This window comes from Streptomyces bugieae (assembly GCF_036352915.1).
Lineage (GTDB): Bacteria > Actinomycetota > Actinomycetes > Streptomycetales > Streptomycetaceae > Streptomyces > Streptomyces endophytica.
Map to the genome: position 1 here is coordinate 198,951 of NZ_JAZBJP010000003.1, position 22,879 is coordinate 221,829.

Here is a 22,879-nt window from a genome sequence, read left to right on the forward strand (position 1 = left end):
GTGCCGACGGGGTGACGCTACCGCGCCGGGGGCCGCCGTGCGGTCGGGGCACCTCCCCTGGCCACCACCCGTTCCGGGGGCGCGGTCGGCGGCCCGTGTCCGGAGCGTGGCGAATTCCCGAGCGTGGCGAAGTCGTCCGGAAGGAGTCCCTTGGCCGGATCGGCGCGGTGCGGGAGGGCGGGGCCCGGGTGGTGGCGGGCGATCCAGATGAGGTCGGGCGGGCCGATCCCGTCGTCCACCCAGGCGAACGGGGGGCCGGCGGCGGCCTCGACGAGGGTGGGGGTCCCCCTGCTCCTCTACGGCGCCGCCCCGGCCGGGCGCGATGCCGGCCGGGGCGGGACGGGCCGTGGGGCCCGGGGTGGCCGGGTCAGCCGAGCGAGGCGATGGCCTGGTTGAAGGTCTGCGACGGGCGCATGACCGCCGCGGCCTTCGCCGGGTCGGGCTGGTAGTAGCCGCCGATGTCGGCCGGCGAGCCCTGCACCGCGATCAGCTCGTCGACGATGGTCTTCTCCTGCTCGGCGAGGGTCGCCGCCAGGCCCTTGAACGCCTCCGCGAGCTGGGCGTCCGCGGTCTGCTTGGCCAGCTCCTGGGCCCAGTAGAACGCCAGGTAGAAGTGGCTGCCGCGGTTGTCGATACCGCCGAGCCGGCGGCTGGGCGACTTGTTCTCGTTGAGGAAGGAGCCGGTGGCCCGGTCGAGGGTGTCGGCGAGCACCTGGGCGCGCGCGTTGCCCGTCTTCTGGGCGAGGTGCTCGAAGCTGACCGCGAGCGCGAGGAACTCACCCAGGCTGTCCCAGCGCAGGTAGTTCTCCTTGACCAGCTGCTGGACGTGCTTGGGCGCGGAGCCGCCGGCGCCGGTCTCGAACAGGCCGCCGCCGTTCATCAGCGGGACGACCGAGAGCATCTTGGCGCTGGTGCCCAGCTCCAGGATCGGGAACAGGTCGGTCAGGTAGTCACGCAGGACGTTGCCGGTGACCGAGATGGTGTTCTCACCGCGGCGGATGCGGTCGAGGGAGAACTTGATCGCGTGGACCGGCGCCATGATCTCGATCTGCAGGCCCTCGGTGTCGTGCTCGGGGAGGTACTGCTTGATCTTCTGGATCAGCTGGGCGTCGTGGGCGCGCTCGGCGTCGAGCCAGAAGACGGCCGGGTCGCCGGTCGCGCGGGCACGGGTGACGGCGAGCTTGACCCAGTCGCGGATCGGGTCGTCCTTGGTCTGGCACATCCGGAAGATGTCGCCGGCGCTGACGACCTGCTCCAGGACGGCGTTGCCGGACTCGTCGAGGACCCGCACGGTGCCCGTGGTGGGGATCTCGAAGGTCTTGTCGTGGCTGCCGTACTCCTCGGCCTTCTGCGCCATCAGGCCGACGTTGGGCACCGAGCCCATGGTCGACGGGTCGAAGGCGCCGTGCGCGCGGCAGTCGTCGATCACGACCTGGTAGATGCCGGCGTAGCTGCTGTCCGGGAGGACCGCGAGGGTGTCGTGCTCCTGGCCGTCCGGGCCCCACATGTGGCCGGAGGTGCGGATCATGGCCGGCATGGAGGCGTCGACGATGACGTCGCTGGGGACGTGCAGGTTGGTGATGCCGCGGTCGGAGTCGACCATGGCGAGCTCGGGGCCCTCGGCGAGCTCCGCGTCGAACGACGCCTTGATCTCGGCGCCCTCGGGCAGCGACTCCAGGCCCTTGTAGATGCCGCCGAGGCCGTCGTTCGGGGTCAGGCCGGCGGTCGCGAGGACCTCGCCGTACTTGGCGAAGGTCTTCGGGAAGAAGGCCCGTACCACGTGGCCGAAGACGATCGGGTCGGAGACCTTCATCATCGTGGCCTTGAGGTGCACGGAGAACAGCACGCCTTCGGCCTTGGCGCGGGCGACCTGGGCGGTGAGGAACTCGCGCAGGGCGGCGACCCGCATGACGGAGGCGTCGACGACCTCACCGGCGAGGACCGGTACCGACTCGCGCAGGACGGTGGTGGAGCCGTCGTCGCCGGAGAGCTCGATGCGCAGCGCACCGGCCTCGCCGACCACCGCGGACTTCTCGGTGGAGCGGAAGTCGTCGTTGGTCATGTGGGCGACGTTGGTCTTCGAGCCCGCCGTCCACGCACCCATGCGGTGCGGGTTGGACTTGGCGTAGTTCTTCACCGAGGCGGGGGCGCGGCGGTCGGAGTTGCCCTCGCGCAGGACCGGGTTGACGGCGCTGCCCTTGACCTTGTCGTAGCGGGCGCGGATGTCGCGCTCCTCGTCGGTCTTCGGGTCGTCCGGGTAGGCCGGAAGCGCGTAGCCCTGCTCCTGCAGCTCGGCGATCGCGGCCTTCAGCTGCGGGATCGAGGCCGAGATGTTGGGCAGCTTGATGATGTTGGCCTCGGGCGTCTTCGCCAGCCGGCCGAGCTCGGCCAGGGCGTCCTCGATGCGCTGCCCCTCCTGGAGACGCTCGGGGAAGCTCGCGATGATGCGACCGGCCAGGGAGATGTCACGGGTCTCCACGTTGACGCCGGCCTGCGACGCGTAGGCCTGGATCACAGGCAGGAAGGAATACGTCGCGAGGGCCGGGGCCTCGTCAGTGTGGGTGTAAATGATGGTCGAGTCAGTCACCGGGTGCTCCGCTCCACGTCTGCAACATTGCTCGACATCAAGATATCTCGTGATCCCCTCCCCCTCGACAGGACCCCGCGGGGCGCTGCGCTTGGCTGTGCCTCCCACGTACCTGTCTGCGGCGCCGCGGGTCGCCTCGCCGTTGCGCTTTGCGGCGCCTCCCACGTACCCGTCTGTCCCGCCGCGGGGCTCGCTCGCCGTTGCGCGCTTGGCGGCGCCCCGCACGTACCTCGCCGTCCCGCCGCGGGGCTTGCTCGCCGTTGCGCGCTTGGCGGCGCCCCGCACGTACCTCGCCGTCCCGCCGCGGGGCTTGCTCGCCGTTGCGCGCTTTGCGGCGCCCCGCACGTACCTCGCCGTCCCGCCGCGGGGCTTGCTCGCCGTTGCGCCTGGCGGCGGGCGTGGTGTTTTCGGGTGCGGTGCCGGCCCTCCAGACTTCGTCCTCCGGTCCAGCCCCTCCCGTGAGTGGGAGGTGAGAGCTGGTTGGGGGCGAGCGTGGTCCATTGGCTGCGCGCATGTGGAGGTCACGTGCACCCCCACCACCGTTTTCTTCCCCCTCAACGGGAGGGGACGGGCCGGAGGGGCCGGTTGTGTGGACGTAAAGCGTCAGCAGTCCACACAACCGGCCCCGGAGGCCCGTCACCGCACCCACAAACCACCCAGCCCGCCGCAGGCGCAACGGCGAGACCACCCGCGGCGCCGCAGACAGGTACGTGGGAGGCGCCGCAAAGCGCGCAACGGCGAGCAAGCCCCGCGGCGGGAAAGCCAAGTACGTGGGAGGCATACGGGAGCGTTCCGGGCGGAACCACCTGGAGGTCGCGTACCTCGACGACGCCCTGATCGGGTGCAGCACCGTCCGGCCGCCGGAGGACGGCACCGCCACGGTGATCGCCCGGGTGCTGGCCGCCCACCGCGGCCAGGGGTTCGGCGGCGAGATGTACGCGCGCGGGCTGGAGCAGGCCCGCGCGCTGGGCGCCGGGACGATCGAGACCGTGGTCCTGTCGTCGAACGAGGACGGCCTGCGGTTCGCGCTGCAGCACGGCTTCGAGGAAGTGGAGCGCTACCTCCTGCCGGGCGACACCATCCCCTGGATCGACCTGCGGCTCGCCTGACGCCCCGCCTGCTCTGCCTGGAACCCCCGGATGCGCACGGCCGCTGCCGCTCAGAAGTAGGACTGCAGGGTTCCGCGGCGGCGGACGTCCACGGTGGCGCAGTGGAACGATCCGCCGAAGCTGTTGAAATTGCGGAAATTGCAGGGAATCGGCGTGAAACCGAACTTCTTCATCGTCGAGATCATCGGCTCGTCCTGCCGCTCGACGATGACCCGCTGTTCGTCCAGCATGAGGATGTTCATGTTGATCCACTTGCTGGTCATGTAGAGCGGATGCCCATCCGGAATGACCGGTTGGGGTGCGGCCATCACGTCCCAGCCCTTGAACAGTTCCGGCACCTCCGGCACCCGTTCGGGGTGGATGAGCAACTTGCCCGGTGCCATCGGAACGAGCGTGGCGTCGATGTGCATCGGGTGCGAGTCGTTGAACTCGAAGACGTGGATGCGGTATTCGTCGCCGAGGTGGCGGCGCAGCCACTCGATTCCGAAGTCATTGGTGACATTGCTCTTCTGCGCGATGATGTCGCGACCGCAGCGGGTGAAGTCGGCCGCGTCGAAGGTCGGCTCGAACTCCGTCACCACCAGCCGCTGCGGGCCGTCCTCGCCCGGATCGGTCCAGTCCTGGTCGAACTGGGCGTCGGTCAGCTCGGGCTTGGGCGCGGCGGTCCATTTCGCGCCGTCGCGGAAGTACTCCTTGAGCAGCGGACGGTAGGCGAGGTTCTCGTAGTAGCGGGAGCGCCAGGCCATCGGGCATTCGATGATGTCGTCACCGACGACGAGAATCGCGTCCCTGGGCATCGCCGCGTACATTCCGGTGCTGGTCCAGTCGAGCGTGGTGTAGGGCGTGCGCTGCGGAATGGGCTCCGGCCGGCGTACCGTGACCCCCTCGCCCTCCAATATGCGGACGAATTCCTCCAGTTCGGCGCGGGCCGCGGCGACCTGTTCGGGCGGGAACGGCTTCCCGGCGTTCCGCCGGAAGGTCTCGTGCTGGTTTCCGGGGAGCACCGGCGGTAAGGCCATGTGCCAGGTCGGAAAACTGGCGTCGTCGACGATGCCGACGATCACTTCCTCCAGCGGGTCCCACTCCGTGTAGGAACACACCGGGCTCTCCGGCCGGTCCGCGGAAAGGGCGGACGGGTGCGGCCTCACGGACCGGTCGTTCTCGGACATCACGCAATCGCTCCTCGATCTCATGGCGCACGGCAGCCAGGTACCTGACTGCCGTGATCAAGATCGATTGAACGCGCCGACCGCCGGCCGGGGCAAGGCTCGTTCACATCTTGTCCAAAACTCCTGCCTTGCCACCCATTACGGGCTCTGGTATTCCTCCGGAAACGCAGAAGGAGCACGACCAACGCCCCGGGAAACGGGAGTTGGCCGTGCCCTTGCGCTTTCGGGGCTTTCCCGTCGGACCGCCGTCAGACGACCCCGACCGCGCGCAGCGCCCTGCGCTGCACGGCACTGGGCCGCGCCGGGAAGTAGAGGTAACAGACCCCGCCGCTACCGCCGACGGTCTTGCCGTCGGCGTTCTTCCGCTTGGTCCGCAGCCAGATGTTCTCGAACTGCCGGCGGCGGTAGATGTGGCGGACGGCCTGGTCGTCGGGGGAGGCCGGGTCGTTGGCGATGACGTCGCCGTCCTTGGTGAAGCCGATGACGGTCATCAGATGGCCGGCGGTGCCGTAGCCCGCGCCGTCGAGTTCGGTCTTCAGGAAGGACTGGGAGGTGATGACCGGGATGCCGGCGTGGACCAGGCGTTCGGCGTCGTTGAGGGAGGAGAGGCGGGTGACGACGGCCTGGAGGTCGTGGTAGGTGGCGGCGTAGGCGGCGTTGAAGGGCCAGTTGCCACAGCCGTCGTACTGGTAGTCGAAGGTGTAGCGGGCGGCATGGCAGACCTGGGGGTCGGCGTAGTCGGGGTTGACCCAGGAGAGCTGCTGCCGGGTGGGCCGGCGGCCCCAGTACTCGATGATCATCTGGGACGAGGTGGGGCTGCACCAGGCCTCGCCGCCGTTGTCGTACTGCGGGTACTGACCCTTGTGGATCTCCTGCGAGTAGCGCGGGACGACCAGCTCGCGGCCGGCCCGGGCGGGCGTGGACGCCGGTACCTCGAAGCGGTCGGGGAGGTCCGAGCCCATCGCGCCGAGCCGCCAGACCGTGGGGGTGAGCGGGGTGCCGGGCTTGCGGTGGAGGGTGAGGCGGAGGCGGTACGAGGCGAGGCGGAGGCCGCCGGCGGGGTCGTCGACGGCGAAGGTGTCGGTGGAGATGCTGCTCTTGCCGTCCTTCTGGCCGTCGACGGAGGTCCGCCGGATGTCCGCGTCGCCGTCCCCGGCCGTCCAGTGGCCCATGACGTACCAGGGCGTCGCGGTGCCGTCGCTGTACGTGCCCCGCAGTTCGACGGTGATCCAGGTGCCGGGCGGGGTGTGCGCGTTCCAGGAGGCGACGACCTCGGTGGCGGGGACGTCGAGGGCGTGCACCGGGGAGGTCCAGGTGGCGTACTCCCAGGCGGCGGTCCGGCCGGTGTGCGGGTCCTTGTAGTCGGCGGTGCCGGCCGGGCGGGCGATGCGGACGCCGGGGCGCGGGCCGTGCGCGACGGCGGTGCCGTCGGCGTGGCCCCGGCCCCAGTCGGCGGCGGTGGTCCAGGCGTGATAGTCCACGAGGCTCTTCGATCGGCGCGCGGTGGTGTCGGCGGTGGCGTCCCGGGCCGCCGTACCGGCGGCGGTTCTGCGGGGTTCGTCGGCGGCGTGCGCCAGGGCCAAGGGGGTGGCGGCGCCGGCCGCGGCGGCGAGCGCGGCGGCCAGGACGGTGCGCCGGGGCGCGGAGCTGGTCATGTGGAGGTCCCCCAGTCGGATGCGTGCGATCGGGTGGGCGGGCCGGGCCGGGGCGGCGGGCGGGCCGCGGTGGACGGCAGTGGCTCAACTATTGCTGTTCCGGACCTGCTTCGGAAGGCGCTGCGGCGCGCGTCGCCCGGGGAATATTGGTCCACACCAGTGGCATGCGGGAGGGCGCCGGACCGGGGCGTACGCTGGCGCGATGGTTCACGATCTGGCCCCGCTCGCCGCCCGGCTGCGCACGTTGCCGCCCGCCTGCGGACCGGTGCGGCTGATCGCGGTGGACGGCCACGCCGGCTCGGGGAAGACGACCTTCGCCGAGCGGCTCGCCGGGGCGCTGGGAGATGCCCCGGTGGTGCACACCGACGACCTCGCCACCCATGAGGAGCTGTTCGCGTGGGACGAGCGGTTCCGGAGCCAGGTGGTGGAGCCGCTGTCCCGGGGCGGGACGGCGCGGTACGGGGTCTACGACTGGGTGCGCGGGGAGTTCACCGAGGAGCGTGCGCTGGCGCCCGCGCCGGTCGTCCTGGTCGAGGGGGTCGGCACCGGACGGCGGACGCTGCGGCCGTACCTGAGCTGTCTGCTGTGGATGGAACTGGCGCGCGAACATTCCTGGGAAAGGGGCCAACTCCGGGACGGGCCGGGCCTCTCGGCGTTCTGGAGTGGCTGGATTCCGGCGGAGCGCGCGCACTTCGCGGCGGATCCTTCGCGCCCCTATGCCGATTTTCTGGTGCACCAGGGGAAGTTGGGGTACGAGGTACGGATGGGGCCCACATCGGCACCTTGATCGGCCCCGTGTTTCACTCTGCGTAGCAGACCGCGGCCGGCAGGGGGCGCGCCGACGACAGGGTCTTGCCGAGTGCCCCAACTCGGCTTGACCTGGGGGGCGTACAGGACTTACGTTCTCAATGTGCGGTTCAACGGACCGCCCGCAGATGCGAAGCCCCCGGTTGTTCCCCCGTGATCGGGGGCTTCGTTCTGCGTAAAACCACCTCGCGCCCCCGGCGTGCGCCGCCTTCTCCCGTCACTCTGGGTCATCGCATTCTTCGCGCCGCCGCGCCGTACCGCTCGTCCGCTCTTGCCCCGTACCGCCCTCTACGGCCCATGCCGTTCCCGCAGGTACCATGCGGGTCTGTGCCACCGCAGGCCACGCACCGGAAGCCGCCGCGGCGAGGGTCAACTCCCGTACGCCGCACGCCGGTTCGGACGGGCCCCCGCGGCGGGCACCGGCCCGGCGGCACACACGGGGGACGCTTTGTGGGGGGACGGATGGATTTCGGAACTCAGGGTTCGCCCGCCCCGGCCGAGCTCGCCTGGCTGCGCGCGGTCGACGCCTACACCGTGGGCGCCTATCCGCAGGCGGAGGAGGAGTTCCGGGCCGCGGTACGGCTCGATCCGTCGATGGCCGACGCCTGGCTGGGACTGCACGCGCTGCGCGCCGACACCTCCATCGCCCTGCTGCGGATGCACCGCCACCGCGACCGCTTCGGCGAGATGCGCAGCCGGCACCGACGCACCCTCAACTCCTGGTACTGGCTGGGCTGGTGGGTGCAGCCGGTGCTGGAGACCGGCCGCGACCTGCTGCTGGCGCACGCCTCCCACTGGCTCGACGGGCGGCACGTCGCCGAGCTCGACCAGGCGCTGGCCGGCTGCCCGCCGGTCGACACCGATCCGCAGGTGCGCTTCCTGCACGCCTGCCGGTCCTATCTCGTCAAGGACTGGGACCAGCTCGTCCGGCACACCGACCCGCTGCTGGGCGACCCGGTGCTGGGCATCGAGGCCGGGCTGTTCGGCGGGATGGCGCGGGTGCGGCTGGAGATGTACGGGCAGGCCGAGCCGCTGCTGTCGGCCGCGCTGATGCGGTGCCGCAGCGAGCAGCCGCAGCGCAAGGAGCTGCGCTACTGGCTCGCCCGCGCCCACGAGGGCACCGGCCGCAGCGCCGCGGCGCTCCCCCTCTACCGTGCGGTGCACCGGGTGGACCCGGCATTCATGGACACCGCGGCCCGGCTCGCCGCGATCGCCGAGGTGGACGGGCTGGACGAGGGCTCCGACCTGGCGGCGGTCTCCGCGTCCGGGTTCGGCCAGGAGGCCGGCGGCGACCCGGACCCGCTGGCGCCGCTCGATCCCGTCGACGGCCGGGAGCTGCTGGCGACCGGCGAGGCGGACGGGCCGGACGGCGATCCGCTCGGCGCCGCCCCGGCCGGCGGCGATCTCTCCGCGGCCCGGGCCAAGGCCGCGGTGCCGGGACCGCGCGGCACCGAGCGGCTGCCCGCCGGGCCGGCCGATCCGGTGCTGCTGGAGAAGGCGCTGGCGGAGCTGGAGCGGATGGTCGGCATGGAGCCGGTCAAGCGGCAGGTGCGGGCGCTGTCGGCCCAGCTGCGGATGGCCCGGCTGCGGGCGGGCCAGGGCCTGCCGGTGCAGCCGCCGAAGCGGCACTTCGTCTTCTCCGGGCCCTCGGGCACCGGCAAGACCACCGTTGCCCGGATACTCGGGCGGGTCTTCTACGCGCTGGGGCTGCTCGGCGGCGACCATCTCGTGGAGGCCCAACGCGCCGATCTGGTGGGCGAGTTCCTCGGGCAGACCGCCGTCAAGGCCAATGAACTGATCGACTCCGCGCTGGGCGGTGTGCTCTTCGTCGACGAGGCGTACAGCCTGTCCAACTCCGGCTACAGCAAGGGCGACGCCTACGGCGACGAGGCGCTGCAGGTGCTGCTCAAGCGGGCCGAGGACAACCGGGACCGGCTGGTGGTCATCCTCGCCGGCTACCCGGAGGGCATGGACCGGCTGCTGGCCGCCAACCCGGGGCTGTCCTCGCGGTTCACCACCCGGGTCGACTTCCCCAGCTACCGGCCGCTGGAGCTGACCGCCATCGGGGAGGTCCTGGCCGCGGAGAACGGCGACCACTGGGACGCGGAGGCCCGCGACGAGCTGTGCAGCATCAGCGGCCACGTCGTCGACCAGGGCTGGATCGACGAGCTCGGCAACGGCCGCTTCCTGCGCACCCTCTACGAGAAGAGCTGCGCCTACCGCGACCTGCGGCTGTCCACCTGGCAGGGCACCCCCACCCGCGACGACCTCGCGACCCTGCGGCTGCCGGACCTGATGCAGGCGTACGGCGAGGTGCTGTCGGGGCGGGGGCCGGAGTCACCGGGCTTCTGACGCGGCCGGGAGTCTCCTCCCCTAGCGCGCCATCGCCCGGTCCTCCGCCGGCAGGGACGTCTCGTCGCGGGGTTCCGCGAGCCGGTCGTGCGGGGTGCGGGAGGCCGGGGTCCGGCGGTGGGCCGGGTCGCGGACCTCGCCGACCAGCATTTCCAGCACGTCCTCCAGGGCGACCAGGCCGAGCACCCGGCCGCTGGGGTCGGCGACCGCCGCCAGGTGGGAGGCGGCCCGCCGCATCGCCGTCAGGGCGTCGTCCAGGGGCAGCTCGGCGCGCAGCGTGGTCATCGCGTGCCAGATCCGCTGCGGCACCGCACGGTCCCGTTCCTCCAGGTCCAGGACGTCCTTGACGTGCAGATAGCCCATGTAGGCGCCGCCGGGGGCGCACACCGGGAAGCGGGAGTAGCCGGTGCGTACGGTCAGCTCCTCGACCTGGCGGGGCGTCACCGTCGGCTCGACGGTGATCAGCGCCGCCCGGTCCAGCAGGACGTCCGTGACCGGGCGGCTGCCCAGCTCCAGGGCGTCGGAGAGGCGCTCCTGCTCGGCCGGTTCCAGCAGGCCGGCCTGGCCGGAGTCCTCGACCAGATGGGTCAGCTGCTCGCTGGTGAAGGCCGCCTCGACCTCGTCCTTCGGCTCGACCCGGAAGAGCCGCAGCACCCCGTGGGCGCAGGCGCCGAGCAGGGCGGTCACCGGACGGCACAGCCGGGCGAAGGCCACCAGGCCGGGGCTGAACCACAGGGCGGTCTTCTCGGGCGCCGCCATGGCCAGGTTCTTCGGGACCATCTCGCCGATGACCAGGTGCAGGAAGACCACCAGCGCCAGGGCGATGACGTAGCCGAGCGGATGGATCAGGGCGGCGGGCATCCGGACCGCCTCGAACAGGGGTTCCAGGAGCCGGGCGACGGTCGGTTCGGCGACCGCGCCGAGCGTCAGGGAGCAGACGGTGATGCCGAACTGTGCGGCGGCCATCATCTGCGGGAGGTTCTCCAGACCGTGCAGCACCCGGCGGGCCTGCTTGGAGCCCTCGTTGGCCAGCGGTTCGATCTGGGAGCGCCGCACCGAGACCAGGGCGAACTCGGCGCCGACGAAGAAGCCGTTGGCGAGCACGAGCAGCACCGCGAACAGCAGCTGGGCCAGGGTCATCGGGCCACCTCCGCACCGGCCGCGACGGGCTCACGGGTGACCGGGGCGGCGGGCACGGTCCGGACGATCCTTATCCGCTCGGCGCGGTGGTGCGCGACCAGCCGCACCCGCAGCCGCCAGCCCTCCAGTTCGGCGGTGTCGCCGGGTGCCGGGATCCGCCCGAGTATGTGTGCCACCAGTCCCGCCACCGTTTCGTACGGCCCCTCGGGGGCCTCCAGGCCGATCCGCCGCAGGGTGTCCACCCGGCAGCCGCCGTCGGCGTCCCAGGCGGGGCGGCCCTCCTCGGGCGCTGCCTGCCCGAGTTCGGGCAGGTCCACCCGGTCGTGCTCGTCACGGACCTCGCCGACCAGTTCCTCGATGATGTCCTCGAGGGTGACCACGCCGGCCGTGCCGCCGTACTCGTCGACGACGACGGCTATCGGCTGTTCGCTGCGCAGCCGCTCCAGCAGCGGCTGCACCGGCAGCGTCTCGGGCACCAGCAGCGGCGGCACCGCGATCCGGGCCGCCGGGGTGCGCAGCCGCTCGTCGGCCGGGACGGCCAGCGCGTCCTTGAGGTGGACCATGCCGACGACCTCGTCGAGCCGGGTGCGGTAGACGGGGAAGCGGGACAGGCCGGTGGCGCGGGTGAGGTTCACCACGTCCTCGGCGGTCGCGGACGCCTGCAGGGCGCTGACCCTCACCCGCGGGGTCATCACGTTCTCCGCGGTCAGGTCGGCCAGCGAGAGGGTGCGGACGAAGAGGTCCGCGGTGTCCTGCTCGATGGCGCCGGCCCGGGCGGAGTGCCGGGCCAGCGAGACCAGTTCGCCGGGGGTGCGGGCGGAGGCCAGTTCGTCGGTCGGCTCCACGCCCAGGGCGCGGACGAGCCGGTTGGCGACGGTGTTCAGCAGGGTGATCACCGGCCGGAAGAACCGGGAGAAGCGCCGCTGCGGGCCGGCCACGAAGCGGGCCACCGGCAGCGGCTTGGAGACCGCCCAGTTCTTGGGCACGAGCTCGCCGACGACCATCTGGACGGCGGAGGCCAGCAGCATGCCGAGGACGACGGCGATGCCGGGGACCGCGCCCTTGGGCAGCCCGGTGGCGAGCAGCGGGCCGGACAGGACGTCGGCCAGCGCGGGCTCGGCGAGCATACCGACCACCAAGGAGGTGATGGTGATGCCCAGTTGGGTGCCGGAGAGCTGGAAGGAGAGTTCGCGCAGTGCGGAGACGACGGTGCCGGCGCGGCGGTCGCCGTCGGCCGCGGCCCGTTCGGCGTCCGCCTTCTCGACGGTGACGAGGCCGAACTCGGCGGCGACGAAGAATCCGTTGGCGAGGATCAGGACGAGGGCCGCGGCGAGCAGCAGCAGGGGGCCGGTCATGCCGCCGCCCCCGTGGTATGCGGAGGGGCGGCGCAGGTACTACAGGACGATCCGTCCATTGCCGGAGGGAGTCACTCCTCGGGTCGGGTTGGGCCCACGAAGGGGCGGGGCGCGGGGTGCGTCCCGGAGAACAGAGTAAACAGCGGGGCCCGTGTTAGGGCAGGCTCACCCGGCCGTGTGGTCGAGCGCACCGTGCTTCTCGGTGAGGTCACGCAGCGCACGGGCGTCCCGAATTGCCTGATTTCTGGCGATACCGGGCTGGATGCCCATGGCGGGCAGGCTGGTGCCGTCGGCCAGGTCGAGGTGGACCCAGGGATCACCCTGCCGGAGGTTGACCCGGACGATCTGGGCCCAGGCCAGTTCGCGGCGGGTGGTGAGGTTGACGACCGTGACGCCCTCCTGCCGCGCGACCACCTTGGGGCGGCCGAGCAGCAGGAGAACGGCACCCACCAGCAGTCCGGTGACGACGAAGCTGATCCGCTCGCCGCCGGTCAGCTTCGGCAGCGCCAGCGCGATCGCCGTGAGGGCGGCGAGCTGGGCGGTGCCGACCGCGTACAGCACGACCCGGGTGCGGGTCGGGCGGAACGTCACCGGGAGGCTGGGCAGGGGCGCGGACACGTCGTCGGTCTTTCGTCGGCGGGGTGAGGCGGTACGGGCCGGTCAGAGCCGGCAGGCGTGGATGCCGGTGGTCAGGATCGCCCGGGCGCCGAGGTCGTAGAGCTCGTCCATGATGCGCTGGGCGTCCTTGGACGGGACCATGGAGCGGACCGCGACCCAGCCCTCGTGGTGCAGCGGGGAGACGGTCGGCGACTCCAGACCGGGGGTCAGGGCGACGGCCTTCTCGACGTGCTCGACCCGGATGTCGTAGTCCATCATCACGTACCGGCGGGCCACCAGGACGCCCTGCATACGGCGGAGGAACTGGCGCACCTTCGGGTCGTCGTCCGGGGCTCCGGTGCCGCGGATGACCACGGCCTCGGACTTCAGGATCGGCTCGCCGATGATCTCCAGGCCGGCGTTGCGCAGGGTGGTGCCGGTCTCCACCACGTCCGCGATGATCTCCGCCACACCGAGCTGGATGGCGGTCTCCACCGCGCCGTCGAGACGGACGACCGAGGCGTCCACGTCGTTCTCGGCGAGGTGCTGCTTGACCAGGCCCGCGAAGGAGGTCGCGACCGTCATGCCGCCGAACTCGCTGACGTCCTTGGCGGTGCCGGGGCGGGTGGCGTAGCGGAAGGTCGAGCCGGCGAAGCCGAGCTGGAGGATCTCCTCGGCCGGCGAGCCGGAGTCCAGCAGCAGGTCGCGGCCGGTGATGCCGATGTCGAGCTTGCCGGAGCCGACGTAGACCGCGATGTCGCGAGGCCGCAGGAAGAAGAACTCGACCTCGTTCTCGGCGTCGACCAGGACCAGTTCCCTGCGGTCCTTGCGCTGGCGGTAGCCGGCCTCATGCAGCATCGCCGACGCAGGCTCGGACAGTGAACCCTTGTTGGGGACAGCGATGCGCAGCATGAGAGCGATTTCCTTTGCAGCTAGCGGAGTTGGGCTGGGTGCCTGGGGTGGTTCAGAGGTGGGCGTAGACGTCGTCGAGGGAGATGCCCTTGGCGACCATCATGACCTGGAGGTGGTAGAGGAGCTGGGAGATCTCCTCGGCGGCGGCCTCGTGGGATTCGTACTCGGCGGCCATCCAGACCTCGGCGGCCTCCTCGACGACCTTCTTGCCGATCGTGTGGACACCGGCCTGCACCAGCTCGGCGGTACGGGAGGTGGCGGGGTCGCCGGTGGCGGCCTTCTGCTGGAGCTCTGCGAACAGCTCCTCGAACGTCTTCTTGGACATGATGGTGACTACCCTACGCGGTGATGTCACAGCGGCGCGCAGCGCCTCGGCCGAAGGGTGGTGGCGGGAGACGGGCGGCCTCCTCAGCGCCAGGGCTCCGACACGGTGCGCAGGGTGGCGGCGGTGGCGACCGCGGCGGTGACCGCTTCGTGCCCCTTGTCCTCGGCGGAGCCCTCCAGGCCCGCGCGGTCCAGCGCCTGCTCCTCGGTGTCGCAGGTCAGCACGCCGAAGCCGACCGGTACGCCGGTGTCCACCGAGACCTGGGTCAGGCCCTGCGTGACGCCCTGGCAGACGTAGTCGAAGTGCGGGGTGCCGCCCCGGATGACCACGCCGAGCGCGACCACCGCGTCGTAGCCGCGGCCGGCCAGGACCTTGGCGACGACCGGCAGCTCGAAGGTGCCGGGGACCCGCAGCAGGGTGGGCTCGTCGATGCCGAGTTCGGTCAGCGCCCGCAGCGCGCCGTCGACCAGGCCGTCCATCACCTTTTCGTGCCACTGCGCGGCGATGACGGCCACCCGCAGGTCGCCACAGTTCTTCACGGTCAGTTCGGGTGCGCCCTTGCCGCTCACGGTTCTCCTCGTACGGGTGGTGGTGCCGGTTGGTGGTGACGTAACAGGTGTGGGGGGAATTACTGGTTGTGGCAGGTGCCGGCGTGATCGGCATCAAGCCAGGGCAGGTCGTGGCCCATGCGGTCGCGCTTGGTGCGCAGGTAGCGCAGGTTGTGCTCGCCGGCCTGGACCGGCATCGGCTCGCGGCCGGTGACCTTCAGGCCGTGCCGCACCAGGGCGGCGGTCTTGTCGGGGTTGTTGGTCATCAGGCGCAGCGAGCGCACGCCCAGGTCCTTGAGCATCTGCGCGCCGGCCGCGTAGTCGCGGGAGTCGGCGGGCAGGCCCAGTTCGAGGTTGGCGTCGAGGGTGTCCCGGCCGCGCTCCTGGAGTTCGTAGGCGCGCAGCTTGGACATCAGCCCGATGCCGCGTCCCTCGTGGCCGCGGAGGTAGATCACCACACCGCGGCCGGCGTCGCTGACCCGCTGCAGCGAGGCCTGAAGCTGGGGGCCGCAGTCGCAGCGCAGGGAGTGGAAGATGTCGCCGGTCAGGCACTCGGAGTGGACCCGCACCAGGACGTCCTCGCCGTCCCCGAGGTCGCCGGCGACCAGCGCGATGTGCTCGACGCCGTCGACGGTGGAGCGGTAGCCGTACGCGGTGAACTCGCCGTGCGCGGTGGGCAGCCGGGTGGCGGCCTCGCGGCGGACGGTCGGCTCGGACGAGCGGCGGTAGGCGATCAGGTCCTCGATGGAGATGATCGCCAGACCGTGCTTGCGGGCGAACGGGACGAGCTCGGGCAGCCGCAGCATCGCGCCGTCCTCACCGGCGATCTCGACGATCGCGGCGGCCGGGCGCAGTCCGGCCAGCCGGGCGAGGTCGACGCCGGCCTCGGTGTGGCCGTTGCGGACGAGGACGCCGCCGGGCCGGGCGCGCAGCGGGAAGACGTGGCCGGGCCGGACGAAGTCGCCGGGGGTGGAGTCACCGGAGGCCAGCAGGCGCAGGGTGGTGGCGCGGTCCGCGGCGGAGATCCCGGTGGAAACGCCGTGCGCGGCGGTGGCGTCGACGGAGACGGTGAAGGCGGTCCGCATCGACTCGGTGTTGTGGTCGACCATCTGCGGGAGTTCCAGCCGGTCCAGCTCCGGGCCCTCCATGGGCGCGCAGATCAGTCCGCGGCATTCGCTCATCATGAAGGCGACGACTTCGGGGGTGGCCTTCTCGGCGGCGATGACGAGGTCGCCCTCGTTCTCGCGGTCCTCGTCGTCCACGACGACGACCGGGCGGCCGGCGGCGATGTCGGCGATGGCCCGCTCGACGGGATCCAGGACGAGGGCGTCGTCCGCGTCGTACCAGCTCTTGAGGGCGGTCATGCCGCTGCTCCTTCCAGGACGGGGCGATCAGTGGTGACGCGCGAGCGCAGCCACCAGTCGCGCATGCCCCACACGACGAGGGCGAGGTAGACGACGTAGACGAGGCCGGAGAAGGCGAGGCCGCTGCTGAAGGCGAGCGGGACGCCGACCACGTCGACCAGCAGCCAGGCGAACCAGAACTCGACCAGGCCGCGGGCCTGGGCGACCATCGCGGCGAGCGTGCCGACGAAGATGTAGGCGTCCGGCCAGGGGTTCCAGGACAGTTGCGGGAGGAGGGTGAACAGGCCGCCGACGGCGGCGGTGCCCAGGGCGGTGCCGGCGAGCAGCAGTCCGCGCTCGCGCCAGCCGGCGAAGCGTACGGCGATGGAGCCGTCCTGCGCCTGCCGGCGGCCGCGCTGCCACTGCCGCCAGCCCCACAACGCCACGCCGATGACGAGGAGTTGCTTGCCGACGCCGCCGCTGAGGTGGGCCGAGGCGTAGGCGGCGACGAGGATGAGGCCGGAGAGGAACTGGGCCGGCCAGGTCCATATGGAGCGCCGCCAGCCGAGCGCCAGCGCGGCCAGGCCGATGGTGTTGCCGATCATGTCCGACCAGATGACGTGCTGGCCGAAGGCCGTGAACGCCACACCGTTCAGCGGGTCGAGGACGCTCACCGGTCCATCTCCTTGATCTCATCGATGTCGTGGAGGTCCGCGGCGTCCGCGGAGCCCCGGCCGAGCAGCCGCTCGACGTACTTGGCGAGGACGTCGACCTCGAGGTTCACCGGGTCGCCGGCCTGCTTGATACCCAGGGTGGTCAGCGCGAGGGTGGTCGGGATGAGGCTGATGGTGAAGTAGTCGTCGGCGGCCTCGACGACGGTGAGGCTGACGCCGTCGACGGTGATGGAGCCCTTCTCGACGACGTAGCGGGACAGCGCGGCCGGCAGCGCGATCTTGACGATCTCCCAGTGTTCTGCGGGGGTGCGCCCGACGATGGTGCCGGTGCCGTCGACGTGGCCCTGGACGAGGTGTCCGCCGAGCCGTCCGCCGAGCGCCATGGGGCGCTCCAGGTTGACCCGGGAGCCGGGGGCCAGCGCGCCGAGGCTGGAGCGGTTCAGCGTCTCGGCCATCACGTCGGCGGTGAACGCACCGTCGGCGGTGTCCACGACCGTCAGACAGACACCGTTGACCGCGATCGAGTCGCCGTGCTTGGCGTCTTCGGTGACGACGGGGCCGCGAAGGCGGAACCGGGAGGCGTCGCCGAGGTCCTCGACGGCGACGACCTCTCCCAGTTCTTCGACGATTCCGGTGAACACTTCAGTTCTCCTCGGGGAGGGCGGGGCTAAGGGGCGTGGCGGTGATGCGCAGATCGGGGCCGAGCCGTCGGGTGTCGGTCACGTCGAGCCGCAACGCCTGGGCGAGGGTGGTGATTCCGGCGTCGCCGACGGCGGCCGGGCCGGCGCCGAGCAGCACCGGTGCGAGATAGCCGACGACCTTGTCGACGGCCCGGGCGGCGAGGAAGGCCCCGGCGAGCGTGGGCCCGCCTTCGAGAAGGACGGAGCGGACGTCCCGCTCGTACAGGGCCTTCATCAGGGCGGGGATGGACAGGCCGGGCCCGCCGGCGGCGCGCGGCAGCCGGACGAGCGGGGCGAGTCCTTCGAGGTGGGCGGCGTCGGCGTCCTCGGCGACCGCGATCAGGGTGGGCGCGGTGCCGTCCAGGACGCGGGCGCCGGGCTTGACGGCGGTGGCGCCGGAGTCGACGACGACCCGCAGCGGCTGGCTGATCTCGTCGTCGGTGAGCCCGCTGATCCGGGCGCCGAGCTGCGGGTCGTCGGCGCGGGCGGTGCCCGAGCCGACGATCACCGCGTCCGCGGCGGCCCGCAGCCGGTGCACGTCGGCGCGCGATTCGGGCGAGGAGATCCAGCGGCTGGTGCCGTCGGCGGCGGCGATCCGGCCGTCGAGGGTGGCGGCGTACTTCCACAGCACGAAGGGGCGGCCGCGCAGGACGGCGGTCAGCCACGCCTCGTTGCCGGCCGCGGCCTCGTCGGCGAGCAGTCCGCCCTCGACGTCGATGCCGGCCTCGGCCAGGGTGAGGGCGCCGCCGGTGGCGGTCGGGGTGGGGTCGGAGACCGCGTAGACGACCCGGGCGATCCCGGCGTCGATCAGTGCCTGGGCGCAGGGGCCGGTGCGGCCGGTGTGGTTGCAGGGTTCGAGGGTGACCAGGGCGGTGCCGCCGCGGGCCTGTTCGCCCGCGGCGCGCAGTGCGTGGATCTCGGCGTGCGGGCCGCCGGCGCGCTGGTGCCAGCCCTCGCCGACGGTGCGGCCGTGGGAGTCCAGGACGACACAGCCGACCACGGGGTTGGGGCTGGTGTGCCCGAGGCCGCGGGCGGCGAGCTCGATGGCTCGGCGCATCGCCGCGGTCTCGACGGGGGCTGCGGTGGCCACCGGGTCCTCCTGCCTCTTCGGGCACGGACTCCGGGGCTGTCTGGACGACAGGAAGCGGAACGACACAACGGGAGCACCGCGCCGGAAAAGGAAGCGCCCGTCCGGATACGACCGGACGCGCCGCCGACGGCGGTGTACCGAAGCTCGCCCGCCGCGCACTGCCTCCCATCCGGACTTTCACCGTCGGTGCAGGAATTCCACCTGCTCAACCGGCCGCTGGATGCGGACGGGTCGCGGACTGTTACCGCCGGTTCGGAATTACACCGACCCCGGAGTGCGCTGCTGCTCTTATGTCAGTACAGCTTCAGTCTGCCACGGCCGATCGTCGCCCATGCGGGCGAACCGCTGTGGGCTGTCTCACAGCGTCCGGCGCGCCGCGGTGTCACGAACGGGGGCGGCTGCTCCGTCATGAGGGGACGGTACGCACCCGGGGACGCGGTTGTCCCCCCGCACGCAAGGACTGAACGACGATGGCGAGAATTCTGGTGACCGGCGGTACCGGCACGCTCGGCCGGCCGTTGATCGAGCGGCTGCTCGGCGACGGGCACGAGGTCCGCTCGGTGAGCCGGCGGCCGCACACCGGCACCGAACGGCCGCGGCTGCGGTCGTACGCGGTCGATCTGCGCGAGGGCACCGGCCTGGACGTGGCGCTCGCGGACGTGGACGCCGTGGTGCACTGCGCCTCGGCGCCGTCCGGTGGTGACCTGGAGGCGGCCCGGCCGCTGCTCGACGCGGTGGCGGCGGCGGGGGTGCCGCATCTGGTCTACATCTCGATCGTCGGGGTGGACCGGGTGCCGCTCGGCTACTACCGGACCAAGCACGCGGTGGAGCGGCTGATCGAGGACTCCGGCATCGGCTGGACGGTGCTGCGGACGACGCAGTTCCACGATCTGGTGCTCCAGATGGTCAAGGCGGGGGCCCGGTCGCCGGTGGTGCCGGTGCCGACCGGGATCCGGATCCAGCCGGTGGAGGTCCGCGAAGTGGCCGCGCGGCTGGCCGGGTTGGCGGCCCGGGAGCCCGCCGGGCGGGTCGCGGACATGGGCGGGCCCGAGGTACTCCAGGCGCGGGAGCTGGTGCGGGCGACGCTCGACGCGGGCGGGCGGCGCCGGCTGCTGGTGCCGGTGCGGGTGCCGGGCAAGGTGGGCGCGGCGCTGCGCCGGGGCGAGAACCTCACTCCGGAGCACGCCGTCGGGGAGCGGACCTACGCGGAGTTCCTGGCGGAACGGGCGGGCGGCGGGGCGTCGCACTGAGCCGGGGCCGGGCGGCCCGGAGCCGGGTGCGGCCCGGGTCCGTCCGGAGCGGGTTCAGCCCGCCGGGGCGAACAGCTCGTCCTGCGCCGCGTCCCGTGCGGCGAGGACCGCGCCGCGCAGTACCGCCCGGCCGCCGACCGCGCCGGCCCGTACGTCGGTGCGCAGCGGGGAGAGCCGGGCGAGCCGGCCGGCGACCCGGTCGGCGAGCGCGGCGCCGCCGGCCAGGCCGATCTCGCCGCCGAGGACCACGCAGCCGGGGTCGAGGACCGCGCAGACGGCCGCCGCACCCAGGGCGACCCGGTCGGCCACGGCGTCGAGGAAGGCGGCGCCCGCCGGGTCGGCGCCGCGTTCCTCGGCGGTGACGGCGGCGCGGACCAGGGCCTCGGCGGGCGGGGCGTCGGCGGGGCCGGGCCGGCCGGCCCCGTCGCCGGGCGGGGCGGCGAGGCCGTGCTCGGCCGCGAGGGCGCAGAGCGCCGCGGAGCCGGCGAGGGAGTGGAAACCGCCGTCGCAGCCGGTGGCGGAGGGCAGTGCGCCGGTGCCGGGGACGGGGAGGAAGCCGATCTCGCCGGTGCCGCCCGAGGCGCCGCGTCGCAGCGCGCCGTCCAGGACGACCGCGGCGCCGGTGCCGTGGCCGAGCCAGAGCAGGACGAAGGTGTCGTGGTCGTGGGCCGCGCCCTCGCGCTGTTCGGCGAGGGCGGCGAGGTTGACCTCGTTCTCCAGCAGGACCGGGGCGGCCGTCCGGGTGCGCAGTTCGCCGACCAGGGTGGCGTGCCAGGACGGGATCCGGTCGGTGCCGCCGAGCCGGCCGGTGGCGGGGTCGACCAGGCCGGGCGCGCCGACCGCGAGGGTGTGCGGCCGGTCGGCGCCGGCCGCGGCGAGCGCCTTGTCGACCACGGCGAGGGCGGTGGCGACGGCCGCGTCGTGGGTGTCGTCCGCGCCGACGGGGGCGGTGCGTTCGGCGCGCACCCGCCCCAGGAGGTCGGCGACCGCGACCGTGACGCTGTGGGTGCGCAGGTCGAGGCCGACGAGGTGGGCCCGGTCGGCGACGATGCCGTAGAGGCGGGCGTTGGGTCCGCGCCGCTGTGCGCCGCTCTCCCCCACGACGGCGATCAGCCCGGCCTGCTGGAGGCGTTCGACGAGGTCGGCCACGGTCGGCCGGGACAGTCCGGTCAGCGTCTTGAGCTGACCGGCCGTCAACGGCCCGTCGGACTGCAGGAGTTGGAGGGCCAGTCGGTCGTTGATCAGCCGGGCGGTGGCCGGCGAGGCGGTGCGGCCGGCGGCTGCCGCGCGCGGTGGATGCATGGCGGGATTCTTCCATCCGGTCGGGCCGACGCCCTTATTATCAGGCAGGGTTCCTGATAATTTACCGCCCATGGCTGGCACCGGTACCCCCGACGGCTCCCTCCCCCTCGTCCCCCCGCTCCCCCGGGACCGGCTGCGCCGCGCCCGTCGGTCCGTCGCGCTGGTCTTCCTCGTCCACGGCGCGGTCACCGGCAACTTCGCCACCCGCATCCCCTGGATCCAGGACCACACCGGCATCCCCCCCGGCCAACTCGGCCTGGCCCTCGCCTTCCCGGCGATCGGCGCGTCGCTGGCCATGCCGCTGGCCGGCCGGATCAGTCACCGCTTCGGCGCCCGGACGGCGCTGCGCGCCCTGCTCGCGCTGTGGACCCTCTCGCTGGTCCTGCCCGCCCTCTCCCCCGGCCTGTACGCGCTCTGCCCGGCGCTGCTGGTGTACGGCGCGGCCTCCGGAATGTCGGACGTCGCGATGAACGCCCTCGGCGTGGAGACCGAGGACCGGCTCGGACGGCCCATCATGTCGGGGCTGCACGGAATGTGGAGCGCGGGCGCCCTACTCGGCTCGGCGGCCGGCACCCTCGCCGCCCACGACGGATGGGACGCCCGGCTCCATCTCGCCGCTGCCGCACTGGTGTTGACCCTGCTGGGCGCGGCCGCCTGCCAGGGCGTACTGGACCTGCGCAGCGCCCCCGAGGAGCATCCGCCGCCGCGCTTCGCGCTGCCGCCGAGGTCGGCCGTGATCATCGGGGCCATCGGATTCTGTGCGGTGTTCGCGGAGGGCGCCGGGCTGGACTGGTCGGCGGTCTACCTCCGCGACCGGCTGGGCACGGACGCCGGCCTGGCGGCCGCCTCGACCACCGCCTTCTCCTGCACCATGGCGGCCGCGCGGCTGGCCGGCGACAAGGTGGTGGCCCGCTTCGGCGCGGTGCGCACGGTGCGGGCCGGGGGCGTGCTGGCGGCGGCCGGCGGGCTGCTGATCGTCGCGGCCCGCCACCCGGTGACGGCGATGGCCGGGTTCGGGCTGATCGGCCTGGGCATCGCGGTGGTGGTCCCGCTGGCCTTCGCGGCCGCCGGGCGCAGCGGTCCGGCGCCGAGCCAGGCCATCGCGGGGGTCGCCACGATCACCTACACGTCCGGGCTGATCGCCCCGTCCGCGATCGGCGGGATCGCCCAGGCGAGTTCGCTGACGGTGTCGTTCGGGCTGGTCACGGCGCTGGCCTGCGGTCTGGTCGTGGGCGCCCGGGTACTGCGGGTCCCGGCCCGTAGGGCCTCGGGCGGCGCGCCCGCGGTGGCGGACGACCTGGAACGGTCCTGAGCGGGAGCGGTCCTGAGCGGGAGCGGTCCTGAGCGGGAGCGGTCCTGAGCGGGAGCGGTCCCGGCCGGGGCCCGCTCGCGCTCCGGCGGATCAGGCCGCGTCCGCCGCCGTCTCCCGCTCGTCCGTCTCCGGCCGGATCAGTTCACCGGCCACCGCGCGGGCCCGGTCCGACCACGGCGTGGGCCGCAGCGTGGCGGAGTCGATCCGGACCAGGACGCGGTGGCCGTGGGCATAGGTCTCGCTGCCGTCGGCCGAGCAGAGCCGGAAGCCGTAGGTGAGGCCGGTGCGGCCGAGGCGTTCGATCCAGAGGTGGGCGGCGTAGTGGCCGGGGCGGGTGACCGGGCGCTCGTAGGAGACCCGCATCTCCTTGATGACGTTGCACATGTCGCCGGCCGCGGCCCAGTCGCCGTCGAAGCCGAAGCCCTGGCCGTGCCAGTACTCCGCCCAGGCGCGTTCGACCAGCAACGGGTAGCGGGAGTTGTGCAGCATGCCCAGGGCGTCGAGGTCGTCGAAGTGGACGGTGACGGGGACGAGCCGGCCGTACGGGACGGCGGCGGCCGGCAGGGTTTCGACGGTCACGGACGGGGCTCCTGGTGCTGTTGCGGACATGCCGACCCATCGTAAGCGACTGCTCAGTACGCTTCGCCCGCCGGGTGCCCCGGGGCCCGGTGA

The 22,879-nt window shown here is 72.7% G+C and carries 20 protein-coding genes and 1 riboswitch; of the genes, 5 read left to right on the forward strand and 15 right to left on the reverse strand.

The genetic code is table 11. The features are described 5' to 3' along the window. Positions 1 to 367: 367 nt before the first annotated feature. Complete coding sequence (locus V2J85_RS11105) at positions 368 to 2,587, reverse strand: NADP-dependent isocitrate dehydrogenase (RefSeq protein WP_261952639.1); 2,220 nt, start codon at positions 2,585 to 2,587, stop codon at positions 368 to 370. A 770-nt stretch (positions 2,588 to 3,357) separates the two neighbouring features. Between V2J85_RS11105 and V2J85_RS11110 the strand changes: the two genes are divergently transcribed. Further along, entirely contained in the window at positions 3,358 to 3,696 is a 339-nt protein-coding gene (locus V2J85_RS11110) for a GNAT family N-acetyltransferase (RefSeq protein WP_330821502.1), read from the forward strand. A 50-nt stretch (positions 3,697 to 3,746) separates the two neighbouring features. On the opposite strand, the gene V2J85_RS11115 is transcribed toward V2J85_RS11110, so the two are convergent. Beyond that, entirely contained in the window at positions 3,747 to 4,865 is a 1,119-nt protein-coding gene (locus V2J85_RS11115; protein ID WP_261952638.1) for an amidinotransferase, read from the reverse strand. Positions 4,866 to 5,113: 248 nt separating this feature from the next. After that, positions 5,114 to 6,520 (reverse strand): peptidase C39 family protein, encoded by a 1,407-nt coding sequence (locus V2J85_RS11120; protein ID WP_330821503.1) that lies wholly within the window; start codon positions 6,518 to 6,520, stop codon positions 5,114 to 5,116. 202 nt (positions 6,521 to 6,722) lie between these two features. On the opposite strand from V2J85_RS11120, the gene V2J85_RS11125 reads away from it, so the two are divergent. Together V2J85_RS11125 and V2J85_RS11130 are read left to right on the forward strand one after the other, a co-directional pair. Next, the gene (locus V2J85_RS11125) at positions 6,723 to 7,307 is read left to right on the forward strand and encodes a uridine kinase family protein (protein ID WP_261952636.1); all 585 of its coding nucleotides are present in this window, start codon (positions 6,723 to 6,725) and stop codon (positions 7,305 to 7,307) included. A gap of 482 nt (positions 7,308 to 7,789) precedes the next feature. Beyond that, a complete protein-coding gene (locus V2J85_RS11130; RefSeq protein WP_261952635.1) occupies positions 7,790 to 9,679 on the forward strand; it encodes an AAA family ATPase in 1,890 nt (629 codons plus the stop codon). Positions 9,680 to 9,700: 21 nt separating this feature from the next. Here V2J85_RS11130 and V2J85_RS11135 read toward each other — a convergent pair whose 3' ends face one another. The 10 genes from V2J85_RS11135 to ribD form a co-directional block, all read right to left on the reverse strand. Beyond that, positions 9,701 to 10,819 carry a hemolysin family protein gene (locus V2J85_RS11135; protein ID WP_261952634.1) on the reverse strand — a complete coding sequence of 373 codons (1,119 nt, stop codon included), beginning with the start codon at positions 10,817 to 10,819 and terminating at the stop codon, positions 9,701 to 9,703. Continuing rightward, positions 10,816 to 12,174, reverse strand: coding sequence for a hemolysin family protein (locus V2J85_RS11140; protein WP_330821504.1), 1,359 nt, complete (start codon positions 12,172 to 12,174; stop codon positions 10,816 to 10,818). Before V2J85_RS11140 ends, V2J85_RS11135 begins: the two co-directional genes overlap by 4 nt. Positions 12,175 to 12,339: 165 nt before the next feature. Further along, on the reverse strand, positions 12,340 to 12,792 hold the full coding sequence (locus tag V2J85_RS11145) for a PH domain-containing protein (protein WP_261952632.1): 453 nt from the start codon (positions 12,790 to 12,792) through the stop codon (positions 12,340 to 12,342). Positions 12,793 to 12,834: 42 nt separating this feature from the next. Next, positions 12,835 to 13,683, reverse strand: coding sequence for an ATP phosphoribosyltransferase (gene hisG, locus V2J85_RS11150; RefSeq protein WP_261952631.1), 849 nt, complete (start codon positions 13,681 to 13,683; stop codon positions 12,835 to 12,837). Between the two features lie 52 nt (positions 13,684 to 13,735). Then, positions 13,736 to 14,008: a phosphoribosyl-ATP diphosphatase gene (locus V2J85_RS11155; protein WP_030412067.1), complete on the reverse strand. Its 273-nt coding sequence runs from the start codon at positions 14,006 to 14,008 to the stop codon at positions 13,736 to 13,738. An 83-nt stretch (positions 14,009 to 14,091) separates the two neighbouring features. Next, positions 14,092 to 14,577 (reverse strand): 6,7-dimethyl-8-ribityllumazine synthase, encoded by a 486-nt coding sequence (ribH, locus tag V2J85_RS11160; RefSeq protein WP_261952630.1) that lies wholly within the window; start codon positions 14,575 to 14,577, stop codon positions 14,092 to 14,094. A gap of 59 nt (positions 14,578 to 14,636) precedes the next feature. Next, a complete protein-coding gene (locus V2J85_RS11165; protein WP_261952629.1) occupies positions 14,637 to 15,920 on the reverse strand; it encodes a bifunctional 3,4-dihydroxy-2-butanone-4-phosphate synthase/GTP cyclohydrolase II in 1,284 nt (427 codons plus the stop codon). Next, positions 15,917 to 16,573: a nicotinamide mononucleotide transporter family protein gene (locus V2J85_RS11170; RefSeq protein ID WP_261952628.1), complete on the reverse strand. Its 657-nt coding sequence runs from the start codon at positions 16,571 to 16,573 to the stop codon at positions 15,917 to 15,919. Before V2J85_RS11170 ends, V2J85_RS11165 begins: the two co-directional genes overlap by 4 nt. Next, positions 16,570 to 17,214 (reverse strand): riboflavin synthase, encoded by a 645-nt coding sequence (locus tag V2J85_RS11175; protein WP_261952627.1) that lies wholly within the window; start codon positions 17,212 to 17,214, stop codon positions 16,570 to 16,572. Before V2J85_RS11175 ends, V2J85_RS11170 begins: the two co-directional genes overlap by 4 nt. Position 17,215: 1 nt before the next feature. Beyond that, positions 17,216 to 18,343, reverse strand: a complete 1,128-nt coding sequence (gene ribD / locus V2J85_RS11180; protein WP_261952626.1) for a bifunctional diaminohydroxyphosphoribosylaminopyrimidine deaminase/5-amino-6-(5-phosphoribosylamino)uracil reductase RibD — start codon at positions 18,341 to 18,343, stop codon at positions 17,216 to 17,218. A 151-nt stretch (positions 18,344 to 18,494) separates the two neighbouring features. Continuing rightward, positions 18,495 to 18,625: riboswitch (FMN riboswitch) on the reverse strand. Positions 18,626 to 18,813: 188 nt separating this feature from the next. Between ribD and V2J85_RS11185 the strand changes: the two genes are divergently transcribed. Next, positions 18,814 to 19,593 (forward strand): SDR family oxidoreductase, encoded by a 780-nt coding sequence (locus V2J85_RS11185; protein ID WP_261952625.1) that lies wholly within the window; start codon positions 18,814 to 18,816, stop codon positions 19,591 to 19,593. A 54-nt stretch (positions 19,594 to 19,647) separates the two neighbouring features. On the opposite strand, the gene V2J85_RS11190 is transcribed toward V2J85_RS11185, so the two are convergent. Further along, the gene (locus V2J85_RS11190) at positions 19,648 to 20,895 is read right to left on the reverse strand and encodes an ROK family transcriptional regulator (RefSeq protein ID WP_330821505.1); all 1,248 of its coding nucleotides are present in this window, start codon (positions 20,893 to 20,895) and stop codon (positions 19,648 to 19,650) included. Positions 20,896 to 20,965: 70 nt separating this feature from the next. Here V2J85_RS11190 and V2J85_RS11195 point away from each other — a divergent pair, with 70 nt between their 5' ends. Continuing rightward, entirely contained in the window at positions 20,966 to 22,207 is a 1,242-nt protein-coding gene (locus V2J85_RS11195) for an MFS transporter (RefSeq protein ID WP_330821506.1), read from the forward strand. A gap of 90 nt (positions 22,208 to 22,297) precedes the next feature. On the opposite strand, the gene V2J85_RS11200 is transcribed toward V2J85_RS11195, so the two are convergent. Beyond that, positions 22,298 to 22,786 carry an acyl-CoA thioesterase gene (locus tag V2J85_RS11200; RefSeq protein ID WP_330821507.1) on the reverse strand — a complete coding sequence of 163 codons (489 nt, stop codon included), beginning with the start codon at positions 22,784 to 22,786 and terminating at the stop codon, positions 22,298 to 22,300. Positions 22,787 to 22,879: the final 93 nt, after the last annotated feature.